Source organism: Actinoplanes sp. NPDC048988 (assembly GCF_043197815.1).
Taxonomy (GTDB): Bacteria; Actinomycetota; Actinomycetes; order Mycobacteriales; family Micromonosporaceae; genus Actinoplanes.
In genome coordinates this window covers 473,910-492,141 of sequence record NZ_JBICTW010000006.1, presented here as the reverse complement: position 1 = coordinate 492,141, position 18,232 = coordinate 473,910, and the positions used below count along the sequence as shown (strand labels likewise).

Below are 18,232 nucleotides of genomic sequence, written 5' to 3'. Positions count from 1 at the left end.
GACAGCTCCACTCCACAACCGGAGGCCTTCACCCGTCCAGAGTCAGATCAACTCGTCACACCACCTCGACCAACCTCCCTGGACAGCACACCTAGCCCTCCTCCTGACCCTCGGCGCCGCGCCGCCGGCCGTCGCGCACGGCCATGGTCCGGTGCCGAGGGCCGCGCTCGAACTGGCGCGCCAGACGCTGGCCGCCGACGACGGCTGGGCGGCCGCCGGAACCGGGACCAGCGGTGGGGCGGCGGCCGACGACGCGCACGTCTCGGTCGTCCGCAACCGGGCCGAGCTGATCACGGCGCTGGGCGGGGACGCGGCCACGAACGGGCAGAACGCCACGCCGAAGATCGTTTTCGTCAGTGGGCGGATCGATCTGCGGGAGGGCAAGAGCTGCGACGACTTCGCCGATCCGGCGTACGACCTCGACGCGTTCCTCGCCGCCTACGACCCGGCTGTCTGGGGGCGGACCGCCAAGCCGTCCGGGCCGCTGGAGGACGCCCGGGTGCGGTCGGCCCGCGTACAGGGGGAGCAAATCAAGATCAACGTCGGGAGCAACACCACGATCATCGGCCTCAACGGGGCCCGGCTCGACCACGGCAGCCTGGTGCTCACCAACGTCGGCAACGTGATCGTACGGAACCTGGAGGTCACCGACGCCGCCGACTGCTTCCCGGCCTGGGACCCCACCGACTCCTCGGCCGGGAACTGGAACTCGCTCTACGACCTGGTGTCGCTCAGCGGCGCCACCAACGTCTGGCTCGACCACAACACGTTCAGCGACGGCAACAACCACGACGCCGCCCAGCCCCTGTACTTCGGGCGGCCCTACCAGGTACACGACGGGGCCACCGATGTCATCCGCGGGTCCGACCTGGTCACCGTCTCGTGGAACGACTACTACGACCACGACAAGACCATGCTGATCGGCTCCACCGACAACCCGGGCGCCGACGTCGGCAAGCTGCGCGTCACCGTGCACCACAACCGGTTCGGCAACGTCGTCCAGCGGGCCCCGCGCGTACGGTTCGGTCAGGTCGACGTCTACGACAACCTCTACGTGGCGACCGACGAGGAGTACATCTACTCCCTCGGGGTGGGCGTCGAGTCGAGCATCTACGCCGAGAACAACTACTTCCGGCTCAGCGCCGACATCGCACCGGCCGACGTCATCGCGTACTGGAAGGGCACCCGCATCACCACGCTGGGGAATCTGGTGCAGGTCTCCGGGCGTACGCCCAAGCCGGTCGACCTCGTCGGCGCCTACAACGCCGCGTACGACCCGGACCTCGACCCGGACGCCGGCTGGACCCCTACGCTGCGTCCCCGTCTCGACCCGGCCTGGGCCGTCCCGGTGCTGGTGGGGGCGGGAGCCGGCATCCGGCGGCTGTACCGCTGAAATTGCCGGTTCCCCCCTCCTGCGTCGATTCGGCGAGGCACCCTGTTTCCATGCACATCGGCGTCATCGGAGCAGGTCAGCTCGGCGCAACGCTCGCCGAGTGGTGCGCGGAGAGCGGCCACGACGTAGCGGTCACGTCACGGCATCCGGAACGGCTGGGCGACGTGGTCGACCATCTCGGCGGCCACGGCGCCGCCATGGGAGTCGCGGAGGCGGTGTCATTCGCCGACGTGGTCCTGTTCGCCCCTCCGTGGGAGACCGCGCACGAGGCGATCGAACTGGCCGGCGACGGGCTCATCGGCAAGATCGTCATCGACGCGACGAACCCGGTCGGCCCCATTCTCGACGGGGCGCCGAGCGGCTTCGAGCAGCTCATCTCGTGGGCGCCGGAGGCGCACTGGGCCAAGGCGCTCAACACGCTGCCGGCCTCGGTGCTCAGCCACCGGCGCGGGCACGATCCGCTGCTGGCCGAGTTCGTCTGCACCGACCACACGGACGCCCGCAAGGCCACCACGCTGCTCATCCGGGACATGGGCTTCGCCCCGTTCTACGCGGGCGGCGCCAGCACCGCCCGGCTCACCGAGCCGGGCGGGCCGCTGCAGCACAACGCGGTCGACATCTTCGACGCGACCGACGTCCTCGCCGAAGCGATGACCGTCCTGCGTTAGACGGGGACGGTCACGAACTGCTTTCCGGTGGTGTTCACCACGCGTACCGAGGCGACGTCGGCCGGGTCGATCAGAGCGCTCCCGCTCAGCGTCGTCCCGTCGGCCTCGCCGGCGGGCGAGACCAGCCAGCTGCCCGCCACCGCGGGCGTGCCGTCCTGGCCGACCACTTCGAGCACGCATTTCTCGCCGGCCGGGATGCCGCCCACCGTCGCGCTGACCCGCACCCAGCCGGCGGCCGGGATCACCGTCGTCCGCATCGTCGCCCCGGTCGTGGCGTCGGTGGCCGAGCCCGTTCGCGCGCCGGCCGCGGCCGACGTCGTCGCCTGCGCGATCGGTTCCGTCGTGGGCGCCGTCTGCCGGCCCACCACCAGCCCGCCGGCCACCGCGACGGCCACGGCGACCGCGGCGATGCCCGTCACCGACGCCCACCGCCGCTTGCGCCGGCCGGCGCTCTCCGTCCGTACCTGCCGAAGCGTCCTCTGCAGCAGCAGGTCGGCGTCGTCGGGCGGGCCGTCGAGCAGCATCGCCTCGGGCACCTCGCCGAGCTGGGCCGACCACTCGCGCAGCGACTCGATCTCCGCGCGGCACTCGGCGCACGCGGCCAGGTGCTCGTCGGCCGCCGCCTTCTGCTCCGGCGTGAGCATCTCCATCAGATATCCGGCCAGGTCGACGTGGTCGTTGGTCGGGGGGTTCGCGCTCTCCGGCGCCGTCATGATGCCAACCGTTCCGTGCCGGCCTCGCGCAGGGCCCGCAACGCGTAGAAGGAGCGAGACTTGACAGTGCCGGGCGGGATGCCGAGCACTTCGGCGGCCTCGGCCACCGTGTTGCCGCGGAGATAGACCTGCTCGAGCACTTCACGGTGCTCGGTGGACAGCTTGCTCAGCGCGTCCACCACGACCATCGACGTCACGACCTGGTCGGCGTGGTCACCCTCGACGGCGGCGTCCGGCGGGCTTTCGCCCACCTCGGGGGGACGCCGGTTCCGGGCCCGGATCTGGTCCAGCACGATATTGCGTACGACCGTGAGCAGCCAGCCGCGCACGGAGCCCTTCCCGTTGTTCAGGCTGTCCGGGTGCCGCCAGGCGCGCACGAGCGCCTCCTGGACCACGTCCTCGGCGGCGGCGCGGTCTCTGGTCAGCTGCGTGGCGTACGCGAGCATGGCCCGGCCGTGTTCTTGGAACAAGGATCTGACCAGTGCTTCATCGGCCACCTCCCGGTGCGGTCTGGTTCTGCTGGACGGCATCCGTCTCTCTCCCCGCGGCACTGTCTCGCGCCGCTTCGTACGGGTCTGAAGTCGAAGACGACATCGATGAAAGTACTGTGCCGCGGCTACCGGGAGTACGCGGCGGGTGGCTCCCCGGATCAAGATTTTCCGGAAAGTGGCACAACCCGGTGAACCGTTCGGCGAGGGGGTGACGTGTGGAGGGCAATCGACGGTTCTCGACACGGGAGACAGCCATGATGAAGCGGAGCAGGACGATCTACGTCGCCGCCATGATCGCCGGGCTGGCGAGCGTGGCGGCCTGCGGCAACCAGGCCGGCAACTCCGCGGCCCCGGCGGCGGACGCGGTACCGGTGGCGGTGACGGGTTCCCAGGCGCCGCTCAACCCGCAGGGACCGGACCCCCAGCAGGACGACCTGGCCGGGGCCGGTCTCGAGCAGGCCGACGAGCAGCCCTCGGACGCCCCGCCCACCGCATCCGCTCCCCCTTCGGAGGAAGCCGGCGCGGGAGCGGCCGATGCCGCCGAGTCCGATGCCGCCGGCTCCGGCGCCGACTCCGGTGCCGCCGAGGAGCCCACCCCCGCGCCCTCCCCCACGGTGGCGAAGACGCAGAAGTGGGTCAAGATCTTCAGTGGCCCGTCCCAGCAGGACATCACCCCGCCGAAGTCGCGTACGGCCGGCAGCAAGGTGGTCGAGCTGAACGTGACCGAGGACGGCGGGATCGGCCCGCACGTGACCGACGGCGCCGGCCGCACGCTCTACCGCTTCGACAACGACACCAACAAGCCGCCGAAGTCCAACTGCAACGGCGACTGCGCGACCGCCTGGCCGCCGCTGCTCATCAAGTCGCCCGGCAAGATCTTCCCGGACGGCGTCGACCCGCAGATCGTCGGCTACGTGGAGCGCGCCGACGGCCACTGCCAGGTGACGATCAACGGCTGGCCGGTCTACTACTTCGTGGCCGACGCCAAGCCCGGCGACATCAACGGCCAGGGCCTGAACGGCAAGTGGTTCGCCATCAAGCCCGACGGCGGCAAGACCTCCAACACTCCGGCCAAGCCGAGCAGCACCACCACCAACTGAGCTTTTCACCCATCGGGGGTACGCCCGGTGATGGCACCCGCCATCACCGGGCGTGTCATGTGCGTCGCTTCCCGCCGGTGGTGAGAGCAGTGGTGACAGCGGTGCCGACCAGCCAGACGACCGCTTCGGCCAGCAGGAGGCGTTCCAGGGTCGCACCGAGGGTGCCACGACCGGCGAGGAGCATGGTCAGGCCGAGGGCGGCCCCGAGCGGGACGGTCAGCGCGACGCCGCCGGCGGCCAGCCCTTTGCGGGTGCGGTCCCCGGCGTACCACCACATGGCAGCCATGGCCGCGGCCAGCATCAGCATTCCGAGGATCGTGGCGGACGCGTGGACGACGTCGGCCGGCGTGGTCGGCTCGTACGGCGGGAGTGGGCACTGGTTCGTGCAGGGCACGACCCCCGAGACGGCGGCCAGACCGGCCGCAGCGAACAGGGCCGGCGAGGCGAGCGGGATCCGCACGGCGGCGCCGAGCAGGGCGACCCCGACGGCGAGAACGACCAGACCGGCGCGGTACGGGACGGCGTAGGGCACACCGGCGGTGCCGGCCTCACTGACATAGCCGGCCAGCCACGAGCCGGGCGCGGCAACAAGCGCGACCAGCATGGTGACAGCGCCTCCGGTGACGGCGAGTGCGGAGGCGACGGCGAGAAAACGCGTACGGATCATCCCCACCATCATGATCACTCAGGGCTTGCCGGTGGGCGGGCGGCCGGTCGGAGTGTGGTCGGGCCGACCCTCGACGACCGTTCCCCGGCCCCGCCGGAGCGCGCGGCCCTCCAGCGCTTCGCCGCCGCTGACAATCAGCCGTCTGGCTGCGGAGCGCGTGTTCCTTCCGAAGCCGTCGACGCCCTGCGAGCCCTCCTGCAAGATCCGGACCGCCAGACCCGCGGCCGCGCCGGCGTGTGGGTCAGCTGGGCCACTCGTGGGTGAGGATGGCGTAGAGGTCGGAGTCGCGCCAGCCGTCCCGCAGGAGGAGGGTTTCGCGGAGGCGGCCCTCGTGGGTCATGCCGAGCTTGGTGAGGACCCGGGCCGACGCGAGGTTTCGGGGGTCGCACGTGGCGTGGACACGGTGGCGGCCGAACGTGTGGAAGGCCAGGTTCAGCAGGCGGGTGGCGGCGGCGGTGGCCAGCCCCCGGCCCCAGTGGGCCGGGTGGATCAGGTAGGAGATCTCGGCCTGGTGGGGATTTCGCAGCTTGAGCTCGGCGGTGCCCACCACGTCGCCGGCGGCCGTCACGGCGTACGGGAAACGCGTCTGTGGGGTTTGCGCCCAGGCTCGCGCGGCGGTTGTGGTGAAGGCCTGGGACTCGGCGAGGGTGTTGGGGCCCCACGTCTGGAAGCGGCAGACCTCCGGCAACTGGGCCCAGCTGTGGACCGCCGGGAAGTCGGCGGCGATGAGAGGGCGCAGGGCCACCATCCGTTCCTCGATCACCCCCGCAGGCTATAGCCTCAGGCGATGGCGGGTTTCCTGTACGGAGCTTCGACGGCGTCCTACCAGATCGAGGGCGCGGTGCACGAGGACGGGCGCGGACCGTCCATCTGGGACACGTTCGCGCATACGCCGGGGCGGGTCAGGAACGGCGACACCGGGGACGTGGCGTGCGACCACTACCACCGGTGGGCCGAGGATGTGGCGCTGCTGGCCGGCCTGGGTGTGGGGGCCTACCGGTTCTCCATCGCGTGGCCGCGGGTGGTGCCGGCCGGCTCGGGAGCCGTCAACGACAAGGGGCTCGGCTTCTACGACCGGCTCGTGGACGGGCTGCTGGAGCGCGGCATCGAGCCGGTGCCGACGCTGTTCCACTGGGATCTGCCGCAAGCCCTGGAGGATGAGGGCGGCTGGCTCGACCGGGAGACGGCGTACCGGTTCGCCGAGTACGCGGGACATGTGGCGGGCCGGCTGGGCGACCGGGTCCACCGGTTCATCACGCTGAACGAGCCGGTCGTGCACATGGCGCAGGGCTACGCCTGGGGTACGCACGCGCCGGGGCGGACGCTCGGCCTGGGCGCGCTTCCGGTCGCCCACCACCAGCTGCTCGGGCATGGGCTCGCCGTTCAAGCGCTCAAGGCGGCGGGCGCGCGCGAGGTCTGGCTCACCAACAACTGCACGCCGGTGTGGTCGGCCGACGAGGATCGGGCCGCGGCAGCCGTGTACGACGGGTTCCACAACCGGCTCTTCAACGATCCGGTGCTGCTCGGGTCGTACCCGGAATTCCTGCTGCCGGGGCTGGAACCGCACCTGCGGGACGGCGACCTCGACATCATCCGTACGCCGATCGACGCGCTCGGCGTGAACTACTACAACCCGACTCTGGTCGGTACGGCGAGCGACGGCGGCGACCTGCCGTTCGAGATCCGGCCGGTCGAGGGCTATCCGACGACCGCGTTCGGCTGGCCGGTGGTGCCGGACGGGCTCACCGAGCTGCTGACGGGGCTGCAGGAGACGTACGGCGACGCCCTGCCTCCGATCTACATCACCGAGAACGGCTGTTCGGCGGAGGAGGGCGTCGCCGACACCTTCCGGGTCGACTATCTCCAGGCACATCTGGGTGCGGTACGGGCGGCGGCCGAGGCCGGGGTGGACGTGCGCGGGTACTTCGTGTGGTCGCTGCTGGACAACTTCGAGTGGGCCGAGGGCTATGCGCAGCGGTTCGGCCTCGTCCACGTCGACTTCGACACCCAGGAGCGCACGCCGCGCGACTCCTACCGCTGGTTCCGGGATCAGTGCGCGAAGACCTCCAGCTCGTAGAGGGAGATGCCGTAGGAGGTCGCGCGGGTCTGCCCCACCACCCGCAGGTAGCGGGCGTTCGTGGCCGGGAACGCGACCACGTCGGTGCCGCCGTTGCCGCCGGTCACGGTGGCCGCGGTGGTCCAGGCGCCGCCGTCGGCCGAGGTTTCGATCCGGTAGGCCGAGGCGTACGCGTTCTCCCAGTGCAGGAGGGCGCGGGCGACCGGGCGGCTCGCGCCCAGGTCGACCCGCAGCCACTGGTTGTCCGACCAGGAACTGGCCCAGCGGGTGGCCCGGTTGCCGTCGACCGCGTTGGCCGCCGGGTAGCCGGACTGGGCGCTGGAGGCGGTGACCGCGCGGCCGGCGGCCAGGTTGGTGATGTCGTCGCCCCGGGCGGCCGGGAACGAGACGACCTGCTGATAGGTGGGCCGGTTCTGCCACGAGACGAGGTCGTGCTCGATACCGCCGAGCGGACTGTGCACAATCGCGTCAGCACACCAGATGTTCCCGGCGTCGCAGTATTCGTCGCCCGGGTAGGTGGTGGCGGCCGGCTCGGCCAGCGCGGCACTCAGGCTGCTCAGCAGGGCCGTGCGGCAGGCGCTGAGTGTGCCGCCGCCGCAGTACTTCCGCGACCAGTTCGGCACGGCGTCGCCCAGGGTGGCCCGCAGGTCCTTGGAAACCCAGCCCCACCAGCCGTACTGGAAAGCGGAACCCTTGTGGGCCTGGGACTCGTTGGCCGAGCTCGGCAGGCCGGAGACCGGGCCGGTCTGCCCGCCCGAGGGTGACTCGTTGATCTGCAGGGCGTCGACCAGCGAGTCGAACAGGCCGTCGCCGAGCCCGCTGGAGAACTGGGCCACGACCAGCTTCGGCCACCACGCGTCCATGACGCGGATGGCGTCGGCGTCCCGGTACACCTTGCTGTCGGCGGCCGTCTCCTCCCGGTGGGAACCGGCGGCACGCCACGCGCGGAGCTTGGCGATCGCGGCCGCCTGGGCGGCGTCGGTCACCGGCGCGGTGTCGATGACGCGCAGCACCTCGTCCAGGACCTCGGCGCCGCGCAGGTCGGTGGTGGCGGCCGACTCGACCACCTTGAGCAGGCCGGCCCGGTCGTACTTCTGGCCGGCGGCCACGGCGGCCTTGACCGGACGGTCGAGCAGGTCGGCCCGGTGCACGGCGCTGAAGCTGAAGTTGCCGTCGGCCGCCGAGTATCCGGCCGCCTGCTTGTTGTTCCAGCTGACGAAGTAGTCCTGGTTCACGGCCTGCGGGTGGGCCGTGATCGGCCGGTAGGTGGCGGTGTTGGCGGCGGGATTCCATCCGGCCCACTCGTAGGCCGGTTCCGCCCGGGTCGGCAGGTTCGGGTCGGCGCCGGCCGGGCGGACCGGTTCGGCGCCCGAGGTGACGTACGCGATGTCCTTGCTGTTGAGGTAGAACCAGTTGAAGGCGAACACGATCTGGGACGCGGAGTTGGTGAACGCGGCCGGGGACCCCATCTGGGCCGGCTCGTTGAACATCTGGAAACCGACGGCGGAGTCGGCCTCGTGCCGGTAGGTCGAGCGCAGCGCGGTGAACGCGGTGGGCACACCACCGACGAGGCCGCGCCACTGGACCAGGCCGTAGTTGGTGCGCAACGAGGTCAGGCGGTACGAGCCGGCCGGGGTGGAGTCGGCGGTCGTCGGCTTCCACGCGTTCGACTGGGAAAGGGCCTCCATGGCCAGGCACTGGCCGTGGTACAGGTAGCCGGTGGAGGCGACGGTCGGGGTGCCGCCGCCCGGGTTGCAGAGGGTCACGGCGTACGTGTCGGTGATGTCCTGGATGCTCGAGGTGGCGCTCCAGGCGTAGTCGGGGCCGCGGCCGATCAGGGTGTAGAGGTTGAGGCCGGCGAAGGCGATGCCGCGGCTGGAGATGCCCGGGCCCTGAAGCTCCTGGAGCATGAGCAACTGCGGCGCGAAGTAGCCGGTCTGCGGTCCGAAGACGGCGATCGGGTGGCCGGTGGCGGAGTTGGCGGCGCCGACGACGGCGGCGTTGGACATGCCGCGCTGGTTCGGGGCGGCGGCGAGGCTGCCGAGGGCGATCGTGCTCCGTCCGGACACACCGGTGGCGGCGGAGCCGGTCCGGTCGTACACGATGGGCTCGGGGGTGGCCGTGCCGGCGTCGGGCATGGCGACACCGGCCGCGTTCGGGTCTCCGGCGCCGTACGGGAAGCTCTGCCCGTTGTGGAGGGTCAGCACCGCCTCGGGATCGTTCTGCGAGCGGAACTGCTGCCACACCTGGTCGCCGACGGTGTTGCCGTATTTGGCGCGGGCGGCGATGCGGACGAGTGCGGACCGCATCTCGGTGCCGCCACCGCCGCCGAACAGGCCGCCGATGACACCGGCGACGGCGACCAGGTCGGTGAGGACGAACGGTTCGGGGCCACCGGCGTTGGTGATGGCGTCGAGGTGGCCGGTGAGGACGTACTCGCCCGGGCAGTCGCGGGCGGCCATGCAGTCGGCGATGTACTTGTTGATGCCGGCGATGTACGACTGGACGTCGGTGTAGAGCTGCTGGCCGCGTGCGCCCGAGGTGCGAAGGGTCTCGATCTGAGCCTGAAGATCGGCTTCGGTGTACGGGGAATTGCGCCACACACTCTGCTCAAGATCACGGTTTCCGGCGGCGCCACCGGCGAACGGGGTGAGCTTGCCCCGGGCGACACGGCGGAGCAGGTCCATGAGGAAGAGGCGGTCCTGCGCGCCGGCGTAACCGGCGCCGTACATGGTTCCCGCCCGCGTCGTGCCGGTGATGTGCGGGATGCCGAGCTTCTTGTCACGCACGATGGTGACGTCGTCCCGCGGTTTGGTGGTCGTGGCGACGTCGGCGGCCAGAACGCCGTACGAGCTGTCGTTGAAGAAGGTGTTGATCTGCTGGCCGCTGAGGCCGGTGTAGCTGTGCACGAGCCCGTCGTAGGGCCCGAGCTGGTCGTCGGAGTGCGGCGGTTTGGTGCCGAACGCCTGCGAGGCGAGGATCTGCAGCAGGTCGGCGTCGCCGTTCTGGCCCGGCGGCAGGATGTCGGAGCATTCGCCGAGGCAGTAGTCGGTGTTGTCGACAGGGGCGGCCTGCGCCGGGCTGTCGGTCTGCACGAGGAGGGTGGCCATCAGGACGGAGGCCGCGAGGGCGGAAAGGCGTCGGCGCATGAGGTGTCCCTTCGGGGAACGCTCGAACGCGAGAAGATTTCATAGATATTAAAACGTCGATGTCTGTCACGGCTAGACCAGGAAAAGGGGCGGCAGGTGGGGCTCCACTCCCCACCTGCCGCCCGCGGTTCCCCCTCGGGTAAGCCCGTGCCGCACCTCTCGCCGCCTGCGCCGCTCCCCGCCCGCGCCTCCCCGCCCGCGCCTCTCTACCCGTCCGCGTCGCGCGCCGGCTGGCCTTCGCCGGCCCCGACCTGCTTGGTCTTCGGTCAGCCCTGTCGGCGACGGCGGGCCAGGGCCACGGCCGCGATGCCCAGGATCAGCAGGACGGCGCCGCCGGTGACCACCGCGAAGACGTTGTTCCCGGTGCGGGCCAGGGCGCTGACCTCGGTCGAGTCGGCAACCTCGGTCGCCTCAGCGGTGCCGGACCGGCCCACGGGCTTCGAGGAACTTCCCGCCACCCGCGGCAACTCATGAGGCTGCGCGCCGGGTTCCCCGCCGAGCGCGCCGGTGGTCCTGCCGGGCCTCGTGGTGGCCGCCGGGGTGCCGGCCGCCTTCGCCGTCGCCTTCGCCTTCGCCTTCGCCTTCGCCGGAGTGGTGGACGCCTGCGCGTAGAGATAACCGAGCGCGACGTCGAGAAGATGCGCCTTCCCGAGAAGGACCTCGACGCGGAGCGCGGCCGCCTCGGCCCGAACGTCACGGTCCCCGATCACCTGGCGTGGTCCGCCCAGCGAGATGCGAGCCGAGAGCAGGGATGGCACCACCCCGGCCGCGGAACCGCCCTCAGCCGCGGACCTACCCTCGGTCGCGGACCCACCCTTGGCCGTGGAGCCGCCCCCGGTCGGGGAGCCGCCCTTGTCCGGGGAGCCGCCGCCCTCGGTCGCGGAACCGCCCTTGGCTGCGGGGCTGTGTTCGGATGCGGCGGCGGGCTCGGGGGCGAGGCTGCCGAACAGGTCGACGCCCACGCTGGCGCCGGCCGTGTCGAGGGTGGCGACGGGCTTACCGGCGGCGGTCACCTTGAGGACGGCCGGGCGGTACGCGACTGATGAACGTTCGCGGTCACCGGCGGCTACGACGGTCAGCGTCGGCTGGGTCACTACCTTGATCGACACCTCCTGCGGGGTGCCGCCGAACAGGGTCAGGTCCGACAGCGCCACGCCGGCGGCGGCGCTGACGCCGCGGTGGCCGCCGTCGAGGCGTACCACATCGGTGGCGCTCTGGGTCGAGCCCGTCGGGCCGAGCCGCAGCAGGCTGGTCTTGCGCGCGGTGTCGCCCGGGCGGCGCAGCGCTTGCAGGGCCGGGGTCCGGCCGCCACCACTGAGAAGCTGGACGCCGGCGAGCATGGTGGCGGTGCGGGTGAGCGGCCCGGTCGCGCCGCAGTTGTACGTGTCGAGCCAGCGCGCCTCGGCCGTCGAGCGGCCGAGCTGGACCGTTGCCAGGCCGGCGGCCCGCAGGCCGGCGAGTTCGGCGGTGGCGGCCTGCCGGCTGGGCGGAGCCTGGCGCTGGGCGGCGGTGCCCGGCGCCGGAAGCCCGGGAAGCTGCATGCCGAGCAGCTTGGCGTCGGCGTACCGCCCGGCGGCACTCGTCTTGGCCCGGCAGGCAGCACTGTCGGCGCGGCCGTGCGCGCTTCCGAGCCGGACGTCGGCCAGCGACGGAAGACCGGGCCGAAGCACCCCGGCGTCGAGCACCGACACCTTGACGAGGTCGGCCTGCGCAACGGCGGTGAAGCGGGTACCCGCCCGATCGACAGACTGATCCTTTTCAGCCACGCCGCGCGTGTCGGCACGAACTTCCCCGGCCGGGGTGTCGCCGGGTTTGCGGGCGGTGGAGCTCTCGACGGCGGGGCGGAGGCCGGCGCACTTCCCGGAGGCGTCCCGGCTCTCCCGCGCGGCCGCCGGCGCCATGGGGGCGGCGACCACGGCGAGCGCGGCCACCGCGGCAGCCGCGCCGGAGAATGCAGGATGCGTTCGCGGTGGGCGGGAAGGGGTCGGCATGAAGGTCCTCGCAAAGCCGGTCGACGACGGTGTCCGGCTTGACCATCGAGAAGCCGTTCTTGAAGGTACGGACGGAGCACCGGTTATCCGCCATCCGCGCGTTCCGGCAAATCCGGCATGTCTGACACGGGCCCGTAGCTTCAACGAAGGATCACGCATCACGACACCTTGTACAGCGCGACCCGGGTTGACGTGACGGACGGTCAGATGCCGAGGGGCAAGATATTTGTCAACGTCGATCCACGGTGACCGGATGATCCACATTGGTGATGTCGGGTCTGACCAGGGCGCCAGTAGCGCGATAGATTGCGAGTGAGACGCGCACCACTACTCGGGGGGACGGATGACGCCGACGCAGCTGCGCGCCTACTCCGCCGTGGTCCGGCTCGGCTCGGTCAAGCTGGCGGCGGCCCAGCTGTCGGTCTCCGAGTCCGCCGTGTCGCTGCACATCGGGCAGTTGCGCCGTGAGCTCGGTGATCAGCTCTTCTCCCGTACCTCATCGGGTCTGGCCTTCACCCCGGGCGGCCTCCGGCTGGCCAGCCGGGCCCAGGAGATGCTGGGGCTGCAGGACATCACCGTGCTCGAGGTGAGCGCCGCCGGACGCGGGCGGCGGCTGCTGCGGGTCGGCGCGTCGAGCCTGTTCGCCGAGCATGCCGCGCCGGGGCTGATCGAGCTCTTCGCCGGGCGCGCTGCCGACCTGGACGTGGAGCTGAGCGTCCGCGATCCGGCGTCGTTCGCCACGGCCCTGATCGGCCGCACCATCGACGTCGCGATCGGGCCGCCGCCGGCCGTGCTCCCTCCCGGGCTGACCACGCGGCCGGTGATGAACTACCGCATCGAGGTCGTCGTCGGCCCCGGCCATCCGCTCGCGGTCGTGCGGCCCTCCCCCGGCCAGCTGCGCGACCAGACGTGGCTGCTGGGCCCGTCGGCCGCCACCGACATCGGCGCCGTACCCGACCTGCTGCGGCGGCTGGGCGTCCCCGAGGAGCGGCAGCAGATCTACCAGAGCAACGCGGCCGCCGTCGAGGAAGCCAAACGCGGCAAAGGGCTGGCGCCGGCGTTGTCGTTCGCTGTCGCTCCGGAGATTCGCCAGGGTCATCTGGTACGGGTGGCCGGCCCTCACGCCGTACTGGAAGCCGGCTGGCACGCCGTCATGCTCGATGAGCGCAACGCCCCGCAGGCCGCCCGGGAACTGGCCCGCTTCGTCTCGACGCCCCGCGCCATTCAGGCGATGATGCGCGGCACCGGCGTCAACGTCGGCCACTTCCGCCCGTCCGTGCACGTGACCCTGTGGAGCTGAGCGCCCCCACACGACGGCTCCGAAGGGCGACGGCGCGCGCGGCTGTGGGGTGGCCGGCGCCGGTGTGAGCCGACGGCCCGGATCGGCCGGCCCCGCGCTGAGGAAACGCACTGTCGAGGGCGGGTGGGATGGCTGGCCCGCGCGGGAAAGGCCGCTGTCGAGGGTGGGGGTGGGAGTGGCCGGCCCGCGCCGGAGAGGCCGCTGTCGAGGGCGGGTCGGAGTGGCTGGCCCGCGCGGGAAAGGCCGCTGTCGAGGACGGGTGAGAATGGCCGGCCCGCGCTGGAGAGGCCGGAAGGGCACTGTCAGGGGCGGGCCAGGAGCCGGACGGCCGCTGCGAGGTCGGCGAACGTCGCGGCCGGCAGGAGGTGGTCGCAGAACGGGAGGGCGGCCGCCATTCCGGCCACCTTGGGGGCGTAGCCGGGCGCGCCCGCGCGCGGGTTGAGCCAGAGGATTCGGTGGGCGCGGCGGCGCAGGCGGGCCATCGCGGCGCTCATCCGGGCCGGTGGGTCGCTGTCCCAGCCGTCGGAGGCGACGAGGACCAGCGCGCCGCGCAAGCTGTTGCCGTGGTGCGAGTCGAGCAGCGCGGTCAGGTTGGTGGCGATCCGGGTTCCGCCGAAACGGTCGCCCACCGCCTCGGTCGCGCGGGCCATGGCCTCCTCCGCCGACGTGCGGCGCAGCGCCGGGGTCAGCCGGGTCAGCGTGGTGGCGAAGGCGAAGACCTCGGCGTCGGCCACGAGGGTGAAGGCCCGCATCATGTGCAGGTAGGCGGCGGCCTGGGCGCGCATCGACTCGCTCAGGTCGCAGATCAGCACCGCGCGGCGCGGGCGCCGTACGGGGCGTTGCCGCACGACCGTCACCGGTTCCCAGGCCGTCCTCCGGGCCCGGGCGATGGTGGGCCGCAACGCGATCCGGCGGCCGGCGGGGTCGATGGCGTGGCGGCGGGTCCGCCGGGCCGGCCAGCGGGCGAGGCTGTCGCGCACCGCGTCGCCCAGGAGCGCGAGCTCACGAGGGTCCAGTTCCTCGAAGGGCAGCTCGGCCAGGGCCGCGAGGGCGCTGGGCCGCCGTTCGGGCGTGCGCAGCGGGGAATCGCCGGGCTCGGCGGCGGCGACTGGCGGCGGCAGCGTCGCCCACGGCAGCCCACCACCGGCCGCCGGCTCGTCAACCCCGTGGGGCACGGCCAGGTGCACATCGTCGCGCTTGCTGGGGGGTACGGCGGACCGCGTCAACGGCAACGGCGGCGCCTCGCCGAAAACCGCGTGGAAAACCCGGTCGAAGGCATCAAGGTCGGCACGGCGCCGTACGAACGCGATCCGCGCCGTCCAATAGAGAACGTCCACGGACACGGGCGGGCTGACCTCGAGCGCGTGCACGAAGTCCCCGGTCTCGCTGAGCCCGGCCGCCAGTCCCGCCCCGCGCAGCCGGTCCGCGAACGCCACCGCGAACCCGGCCCGGTCCGTCCCCCGCAACAGCACGATCCCGCCCCGCCGCTCGTCGCTGACGGAGCGCGGCTCAGCGTCGGCCAACGGCCCACACGATGACGGCACCGACGACGACCACACCGACCGCCACCGGGATGAGGCGCTTGTAGAGGGAGCCGCCGGCCAGATCGAGGAGGTCGAGCGGCTCGGTCTCGGCGGTGGCGGCGGCGTCGATGGCCGCCGGGGTGGCGACGGCGGCGGCGTCGATGGCCGCCGGGGTGGCGACGGCGGCCGCGGCCGAGGTCGGCGCCCTTCCGTTGAGGGCGTGCCCCGCCGGACTCGCGGCGAGTTCGACGGCGGCCGGGGAAATACTGGTCTCCGCCGCCGTTTCCACCGCCGCGGCGGAGGCGGTGGTAGCGGCAGTGTGATCGGCGGCCTCGGCCGACGAGTCGGCAGCCTCAGGGGCGGGCGGCGCAGAGGCGGGCGGCGCAGAGGCGGGCGGCGCAGAGGAAGCGGGACCGGCGGTCGGCGTGGTGGCGTCGGTGGCCAGTTTGGCTTCGAGGTTGGCGACGAACTGGGTGAGGAGTTTGCTCGAGACTTCCTTGATCATGCCGCTGCCGAACTGGGCCAGTTTGCCGCTGATCTTCAGGTCGGTGTCGACGCTGACCAGGGTGCTGTCGTCGCCGGACGGGGAGAGGACCGCGGTGACCAGGGCGGCCGCGTTGCCGGCGGAGCGGGCGTCGCGGCCCTTGGCGTCGATGACGGCCCGGTACGCCGACTCGTCCTTCTCGGTGAACCGGGCCGTGCCCGCGAACTCGGAGACGACCGGGCCCACCTTCACCTTCACCTTGCCCTGGTACACGTCGCCCTCGACGCCGGTCAGCTGGGCGCCGGGCATGCATCCGGCGATGCCCTCCAGGTCGGTCAGCACCCGCCAGGCGCGGTCGATCGGGGTGTGCACCGTAAACTCGTTGGTGATTTTCATGAGGGCTCCTCAGTGGCAAGGCGGGACACGGCGATCCGGTCGTCGGGCGTCTTGGCGATCGTGCCGATCGTGCTGACGACGTCGGCGGCGACCAGATCGGTGACGCCCAGGGCGGTCAGGGCCGACACCCAGTCGATCGTCTCGGCCAGGCCTGGTGCTTTGTCGAGCTCGAGGCCGCGGGCGCGGCCGATGAACTCGGTGGCGCCGCGGATCAGCGGGGCGGACGCGCCGGGAACCGAGCGCCGGACGATCTCCGCCGCGAAGGACGGTGACGGGAACTCGATCCAGTGGTAGAGGCAGCGGCGGCGCAGCGCGTCGTGCAGATCGCGGCTGCGGTTGGAGGTGAGGACGACGATCGGTGGCCGTACGGCGGTGAAGGTCCCCAATTCGGGAACGGTGATGGCGGCCTCGCCCAGGAATTCGAAGAGCAGCGCCTCGAACTCGTCGTCGGCCCGGTCGATCTCGTCGATCAGCAGCACCGGCGGGGTGCTGCCCTCATGCCGTACGGCCCGCAGGATCGGTCTTTCCTGCAGGAATTCGGCGGTGAACAGGTCGGCGTCGCCGATCTTCTCCTGGCGGGCCTCGGCGAGCCGGATGGCCAGGAGCTGGCGCTGATAGTTCCACTCGTAGAGGGCTTCGCCGGCGGTCAGCCCCTCGTAGCACTGCAACCGGATGAAGTCGGTGGCCAGCGCGGCCGCGAGTGCCTTGGCGGCCGCCGTCTTGCCCACGCCCGGTTCACCTTCGAGTAGCAGCGGCTTGCCCAGGCGCAGGGCCAGGAACACGGCCATGGCCAGGCCGTCGTCGACCAGGTAGTCGACCGCGTCGAGCCGCTGCCGCACGTCCTCGGGCGAGTTCACTGGTGCTCCAGGAGGCGTCGGTAGTCGTCGGCGGTGTCCACGTCGATCGGGATCGGCCCGTCGACCCGGATCTCGGCGACGGGATGGCGGCCCGAGTGCAGGAGTTTCCACACCGCCTTGTCGCCGTGCAGGGCGAGCAGGTCGGCGAATACGGGACGGCGGAACAGGAACGGGTGCCCGAGGCCGTCGTCGTAGCGGCAGACCGCGAGCGGGGCCGGCGCGGCGAGCAGCGCGGCGACCGACGACGGTCGCACACCGGGCTGGTCGCCCAGGAGGAGGACGAGGGCGCCGGTCGTCGCGGCTGCGGCTCCGGAGCGGATGGAGGAGCCGCAGCCGGACGAGAACGCGGCGTTGTCGATCACCGTGCATCCGGTGAGGTCAACGCGCTCGCGCACCTCGGCGGCGGATCCGCCGAGGGTGACCAGCAGTTCGTCGAAGCCGCAGGCGCGGGCCAGGTCCAGGGTGGCGTCGAGCAGGGTCCGGCCGCGGTACGGCAGCAGCTGCTTGGCCTCTCCGAGCCGCAGCGAGCCACCGGCCGCGAGCACGAGGCCCGTCGTGCTCAAGCCGCGTACCTGTCCCGGCATCCCGTGCAGCAGAACCAGAAGTCTTGCCCGTCGACGACGGCGTGTGGGGTGTTCTCACCGATCAGGACCGTCATCCCGCACACCGGGTCGACGGCCTGGCGCGGTGCTTCCCCGGTCACCGCGGGGGCGACGCTTCCGCGCCGCACCTCACCGACGATCTCGGCCAGGATCGAGAGGGCGATCTCCTTGGGGGTACGGGCGCCGATGTCGATCCCGGCGTGCGCGTGGACCCGTTCCCGCTCGGCCGGGGTCAGCCGCATGGCGTCGAGGACGGCCGCGCCGCGTTTGTGGCTGGAGACCAGGCCGATGTACGGGACCCCGGCCTCCAGCGCCGCGTGGATCTGCTGCTCCTCGTCGCGGCCGAGACCCGCGACCACCACGGCCGACGCGCCCGCGTACGACCCCGAGGGCGTCACCTCGAAGTCGAGGAAGGCGGCCAGCTCGCGGATCGCCGTACCGATGGGGGTGTTGCCGGAGATCCCGACCAGCGGCTTGGGCAGCATCGGCCGCAGGAAGATCTCCAGCGCCCCGCCCGAGTGGCACGGGTTGACCACCACGAGCGCCCCCGGCGTCTCCGGGAACGGCGCCGACTCCTCGGGCAGCACCCGCAGCAGGACCGTGTTGCCGTCGCGCAGCGAGTCGAGCGCGGCCTGCCGCACCGAGCCCTCGGCGCACACCCCGCCGACGAACCCCTCGATGGAGCCGTCGGCGAGGATGACCGCGTCGTCGCCGGGCCGCGCCGAGGTGGGTTCCTGGGCGCGGACGACGGTGGCGTGCACGAACGGGCGGCGCTCGTTCGTCAGTTCTTTCGCGCGTTCCGCGATCAGCACAGCGGTTTC

At 72.0% G+C, this 18,232-nt stretch carries 16 protein-coding genes; 5 read left to right on the top strand and 11 right to left on the bottom strand.

Features of this window, described 5'->3' with window-relative positions; translation table 11 throughout:
• The first annotated feature begins 151 nt into the window (after positions 1-151).
• Positions 152-1,393: a polysaccharide lyase family 1 protein gene (locus ACGFJ7_RS22855; protein ID WP_392643638.1), complete on the top strand. Its 1,242-nt coding sequence runs from the start codon at positions 152-154 to the stop codon at positions 1,391-1,393.
• Between the two features lie 50 nt (positions 1,394-1,443).
• Positions 1,444-2,061: an NAD(P)-binding domain-containing protein gene (locus ACGFJ7_RS22850; protein WP_360258637.1), complete on the top strand. Its 618-nt coding sequence runs from the start codon at positions 1,444-1,446 to the stop codon at positions 2,059-2,061.
• Here ACGFJ7_RS22850 and ACGFJ7_RS22845 read toward each other — a convergent pair.
• Together ACGFJ7_RS22845 and ACGFJ7_RS22840 are read right to left on the bottom strand one after the other, a co-directional pair.
• Positions 2,058-2,774, bottom strand: coding sequence for a zf-HC2 domain-containing protein (locus tag ACGFJ7_RS22845; RefSeq protein WP_360258640.1), 717 nt, complete (start codon positions 2,772-2,774; stop codon positions 2,058-2,060). The two genes, ACGFJ7_RS22850 and ACGFJ7_RS22845, sit on opposite strands and share 4 nt — an antisense overlap.
• The gene (locus ACGFJ7_RS22840) at positions 2,771-3,304 is read right to left on the bottom strand and encodes a sigma-70 family RNA polymerase sigma factor (protein ID WP_360258643.1); all 534 of its coding nucleotides are present in this window, start codon (positions 3,302-3,304) and stop codon (positions 2,771-2,773) included. Before ACGFJ7_RS22840 ends, ACGFJ7_RS22845 begins: the two co-directional genes overlap by 4 nt.
• Before the next feature lie 215 nt (positions 3,305-3,519).
• Between ACGFJ7_RS22840 and ACGFJ7_RS22835 the strand changes: the two genes are divergently transcribed.
• Positions 3,520-4,365 (top strand): hypothetical protein, encoded by an 846-nt coding sequence (locus ACGFJ7_RS22835; protein WP_360258646.1) that lies wholly within the window; start codon positions 3,520-3,522, stop codon positions 4,363-4,365.
• Positions 4,366-4,420: 55 nt separating this feature from the next.
• Here ACGFJ7_RS22835 and ACGFJ7_RS22830 read toward each other — a convergent pair whose 3' ends face one another.
• Positions 4,421-5,032, bottom strand: coding sequence for a DUF998 domain-containing protein (locus ACGFJ7_RS22830; protein ID WP_360258649.1), 612 nt, complete (start codon positions 5,030-5,032; stop codon positions 4,421-4,423).
• Positions 5,033-5,273: 241 nt separating this feature from the next.
• Positions 5,274-5,795, bottom strand: coding sequence for a GNAT family N-acetyltransferase (locus tag ACGFJ7_RS22825; RefSeq protein WP_392643622.1), 522 nt, complete (start codon positions 5,793-5,795; stop codon positions 5,274-5,276).
• 24 nt (positions 5,796-5,819) lie between these two features.
• On the opposite strand from ACGFJ7_RS22825, the gene ACGFJ7_RS22820 reads away from it, so the two are divergent.
• A complete protein-coding gene (locus tag ACGFJ7_RS22820; RefSeq protein ID WP_392643620.1) occupies positions 5,820-7,109 on the top strand; it encodes a GH1 family beta-glucosidase in 1,290 nt (429 codons plus the stop codon).
• Here the strand turns inward: ACGFJ7_RS22820 and ACGFJ7_RS22815 are convergent.
• Both ACGFJ7_RS22815 and ACGFJ7_RS22810 read right to left on the bottom strand, forming a co-directional pair.
• A complete protein-coding gene (locus tag ACGFJ7_RS22815; protein ID WP_392643618.1) occupies positions 7,082-10,258 on the bottom strand; it encodes a penicillin acylase family protein in 3,177 nt (1,058 codons plus the stop codon). The two genes, ACGFJ7_RS22820 and ACGFJ7_RS22815, sit on opposite strands and share 28 nt — an antisense overlap.
• 266 nt (positions 10,259-10,524) lie before the next feature.
• Entirely contained in the window at positions 10,525-12,189 is a 1,665-nt protein-coding gene (locus ACGFJ7_RS22810) for a hypothetical protein (RefSeq protein WP_392643617.1), read from the bottom strand.
• A 403-nt stretch (positions 12,190-12,592) separates the two neighbouring features.
• Between ACGFJ7_RS22810 and ACGFJ7_RS22805 the strand changes: the two genes are divergently transcribed.
• Positions 12,593-13,549 carry a LysR family transcriptional regulator gene (locus ACGFJ7_RS22805; RefSeq protein WP_392643615.1) on the top strand — a complete coding sequence of 319 codons (957 nt, stop codon included), beginning with the start codon at positions 12,593-12,595 and terminating at the stop codon, positions 13,547-13,549.
• 302 nt (positions 13,550-13,851) lie between these two features.
• Here ACGFJ7_RS22805 and ACGFJ7_RS22800 read toward each other — a convergent pair whose 3' ends face one another.
• From ACGFJ7_RS22800 to ACGFJ7_RS22780, 5 genes are read right to left on the bottom strand one after another with little or no spacing between them, the layout of a single operon-like run.
• Positions 13,852-15,072 carry a VWA domain-containing protein gene (locus tag ACGFJ7_RS22800; RefSeq protein WP_392643613.1) on the bottom strand — a complete coding sequence of 407 codons (1,221 nt, stop codon included), beginning with the start codon at positions 15,070-15,072 and terminating at the stop codon, positions 13,852-13,854.
• Entirely contained in the window at positions 15,059-15,952 is an 894-nt protein-coding gene (locus tag ACGFJ7_RS22795) for an SRPBCC family protein (protein ID WP_392643612.1), read from the bottom strand. The genes ACGFJ7_RS22800 and ACGFJ7_RS22795 overlap by 14 nt, the downstream gene beginning before the upstream one ends.
• Positions 15,949-16,809, bottom strand: a complete 861-nt coding sequence (locus tag ACGFJ7_RS22790) for an AAA family ATPase (RefSeq protein ID WP_392643611.1) — start codon at positions 16,807-16,809, stop codon at positions 15,949-15,951. Before ACGFJ7_RS22790 ends, ACGFJ7_RS22795 begins: the two co-directional genes overlap by 4 nt.
• Complete coding sequence (locus tag ACGFJ7_RS22785) at positions 16,806-17,372, bottom strand: NTP transferase domain-containing protein (protein WP_392643609.1); 567 nt, start codon at positions 17,370-17,372, stop codon at positions 16,806-16,808. Before ACGFJ7_RS22785 ends, ACGFJ7_RS22790 begins: the two co-directional genes overlap by 4 nt.
• Complete coding sequence (locus ACGFJ7_RS22780) at positions 17,369-18,223, bottom strand: XdhC family protein (RefSeq protein WP_360258679.1); 855 nt, start codon at positions 18,221-18,223, stop codon at positions 17,369-17,371. Before ACGFJ7_RS22780 ends, ACGFJ7_RS22785 begins: the two co-directional genes overlap by 4 nt.
• Between the last annotated feature and the right edge of the window lie 9 nt (positions 18,224-18,232).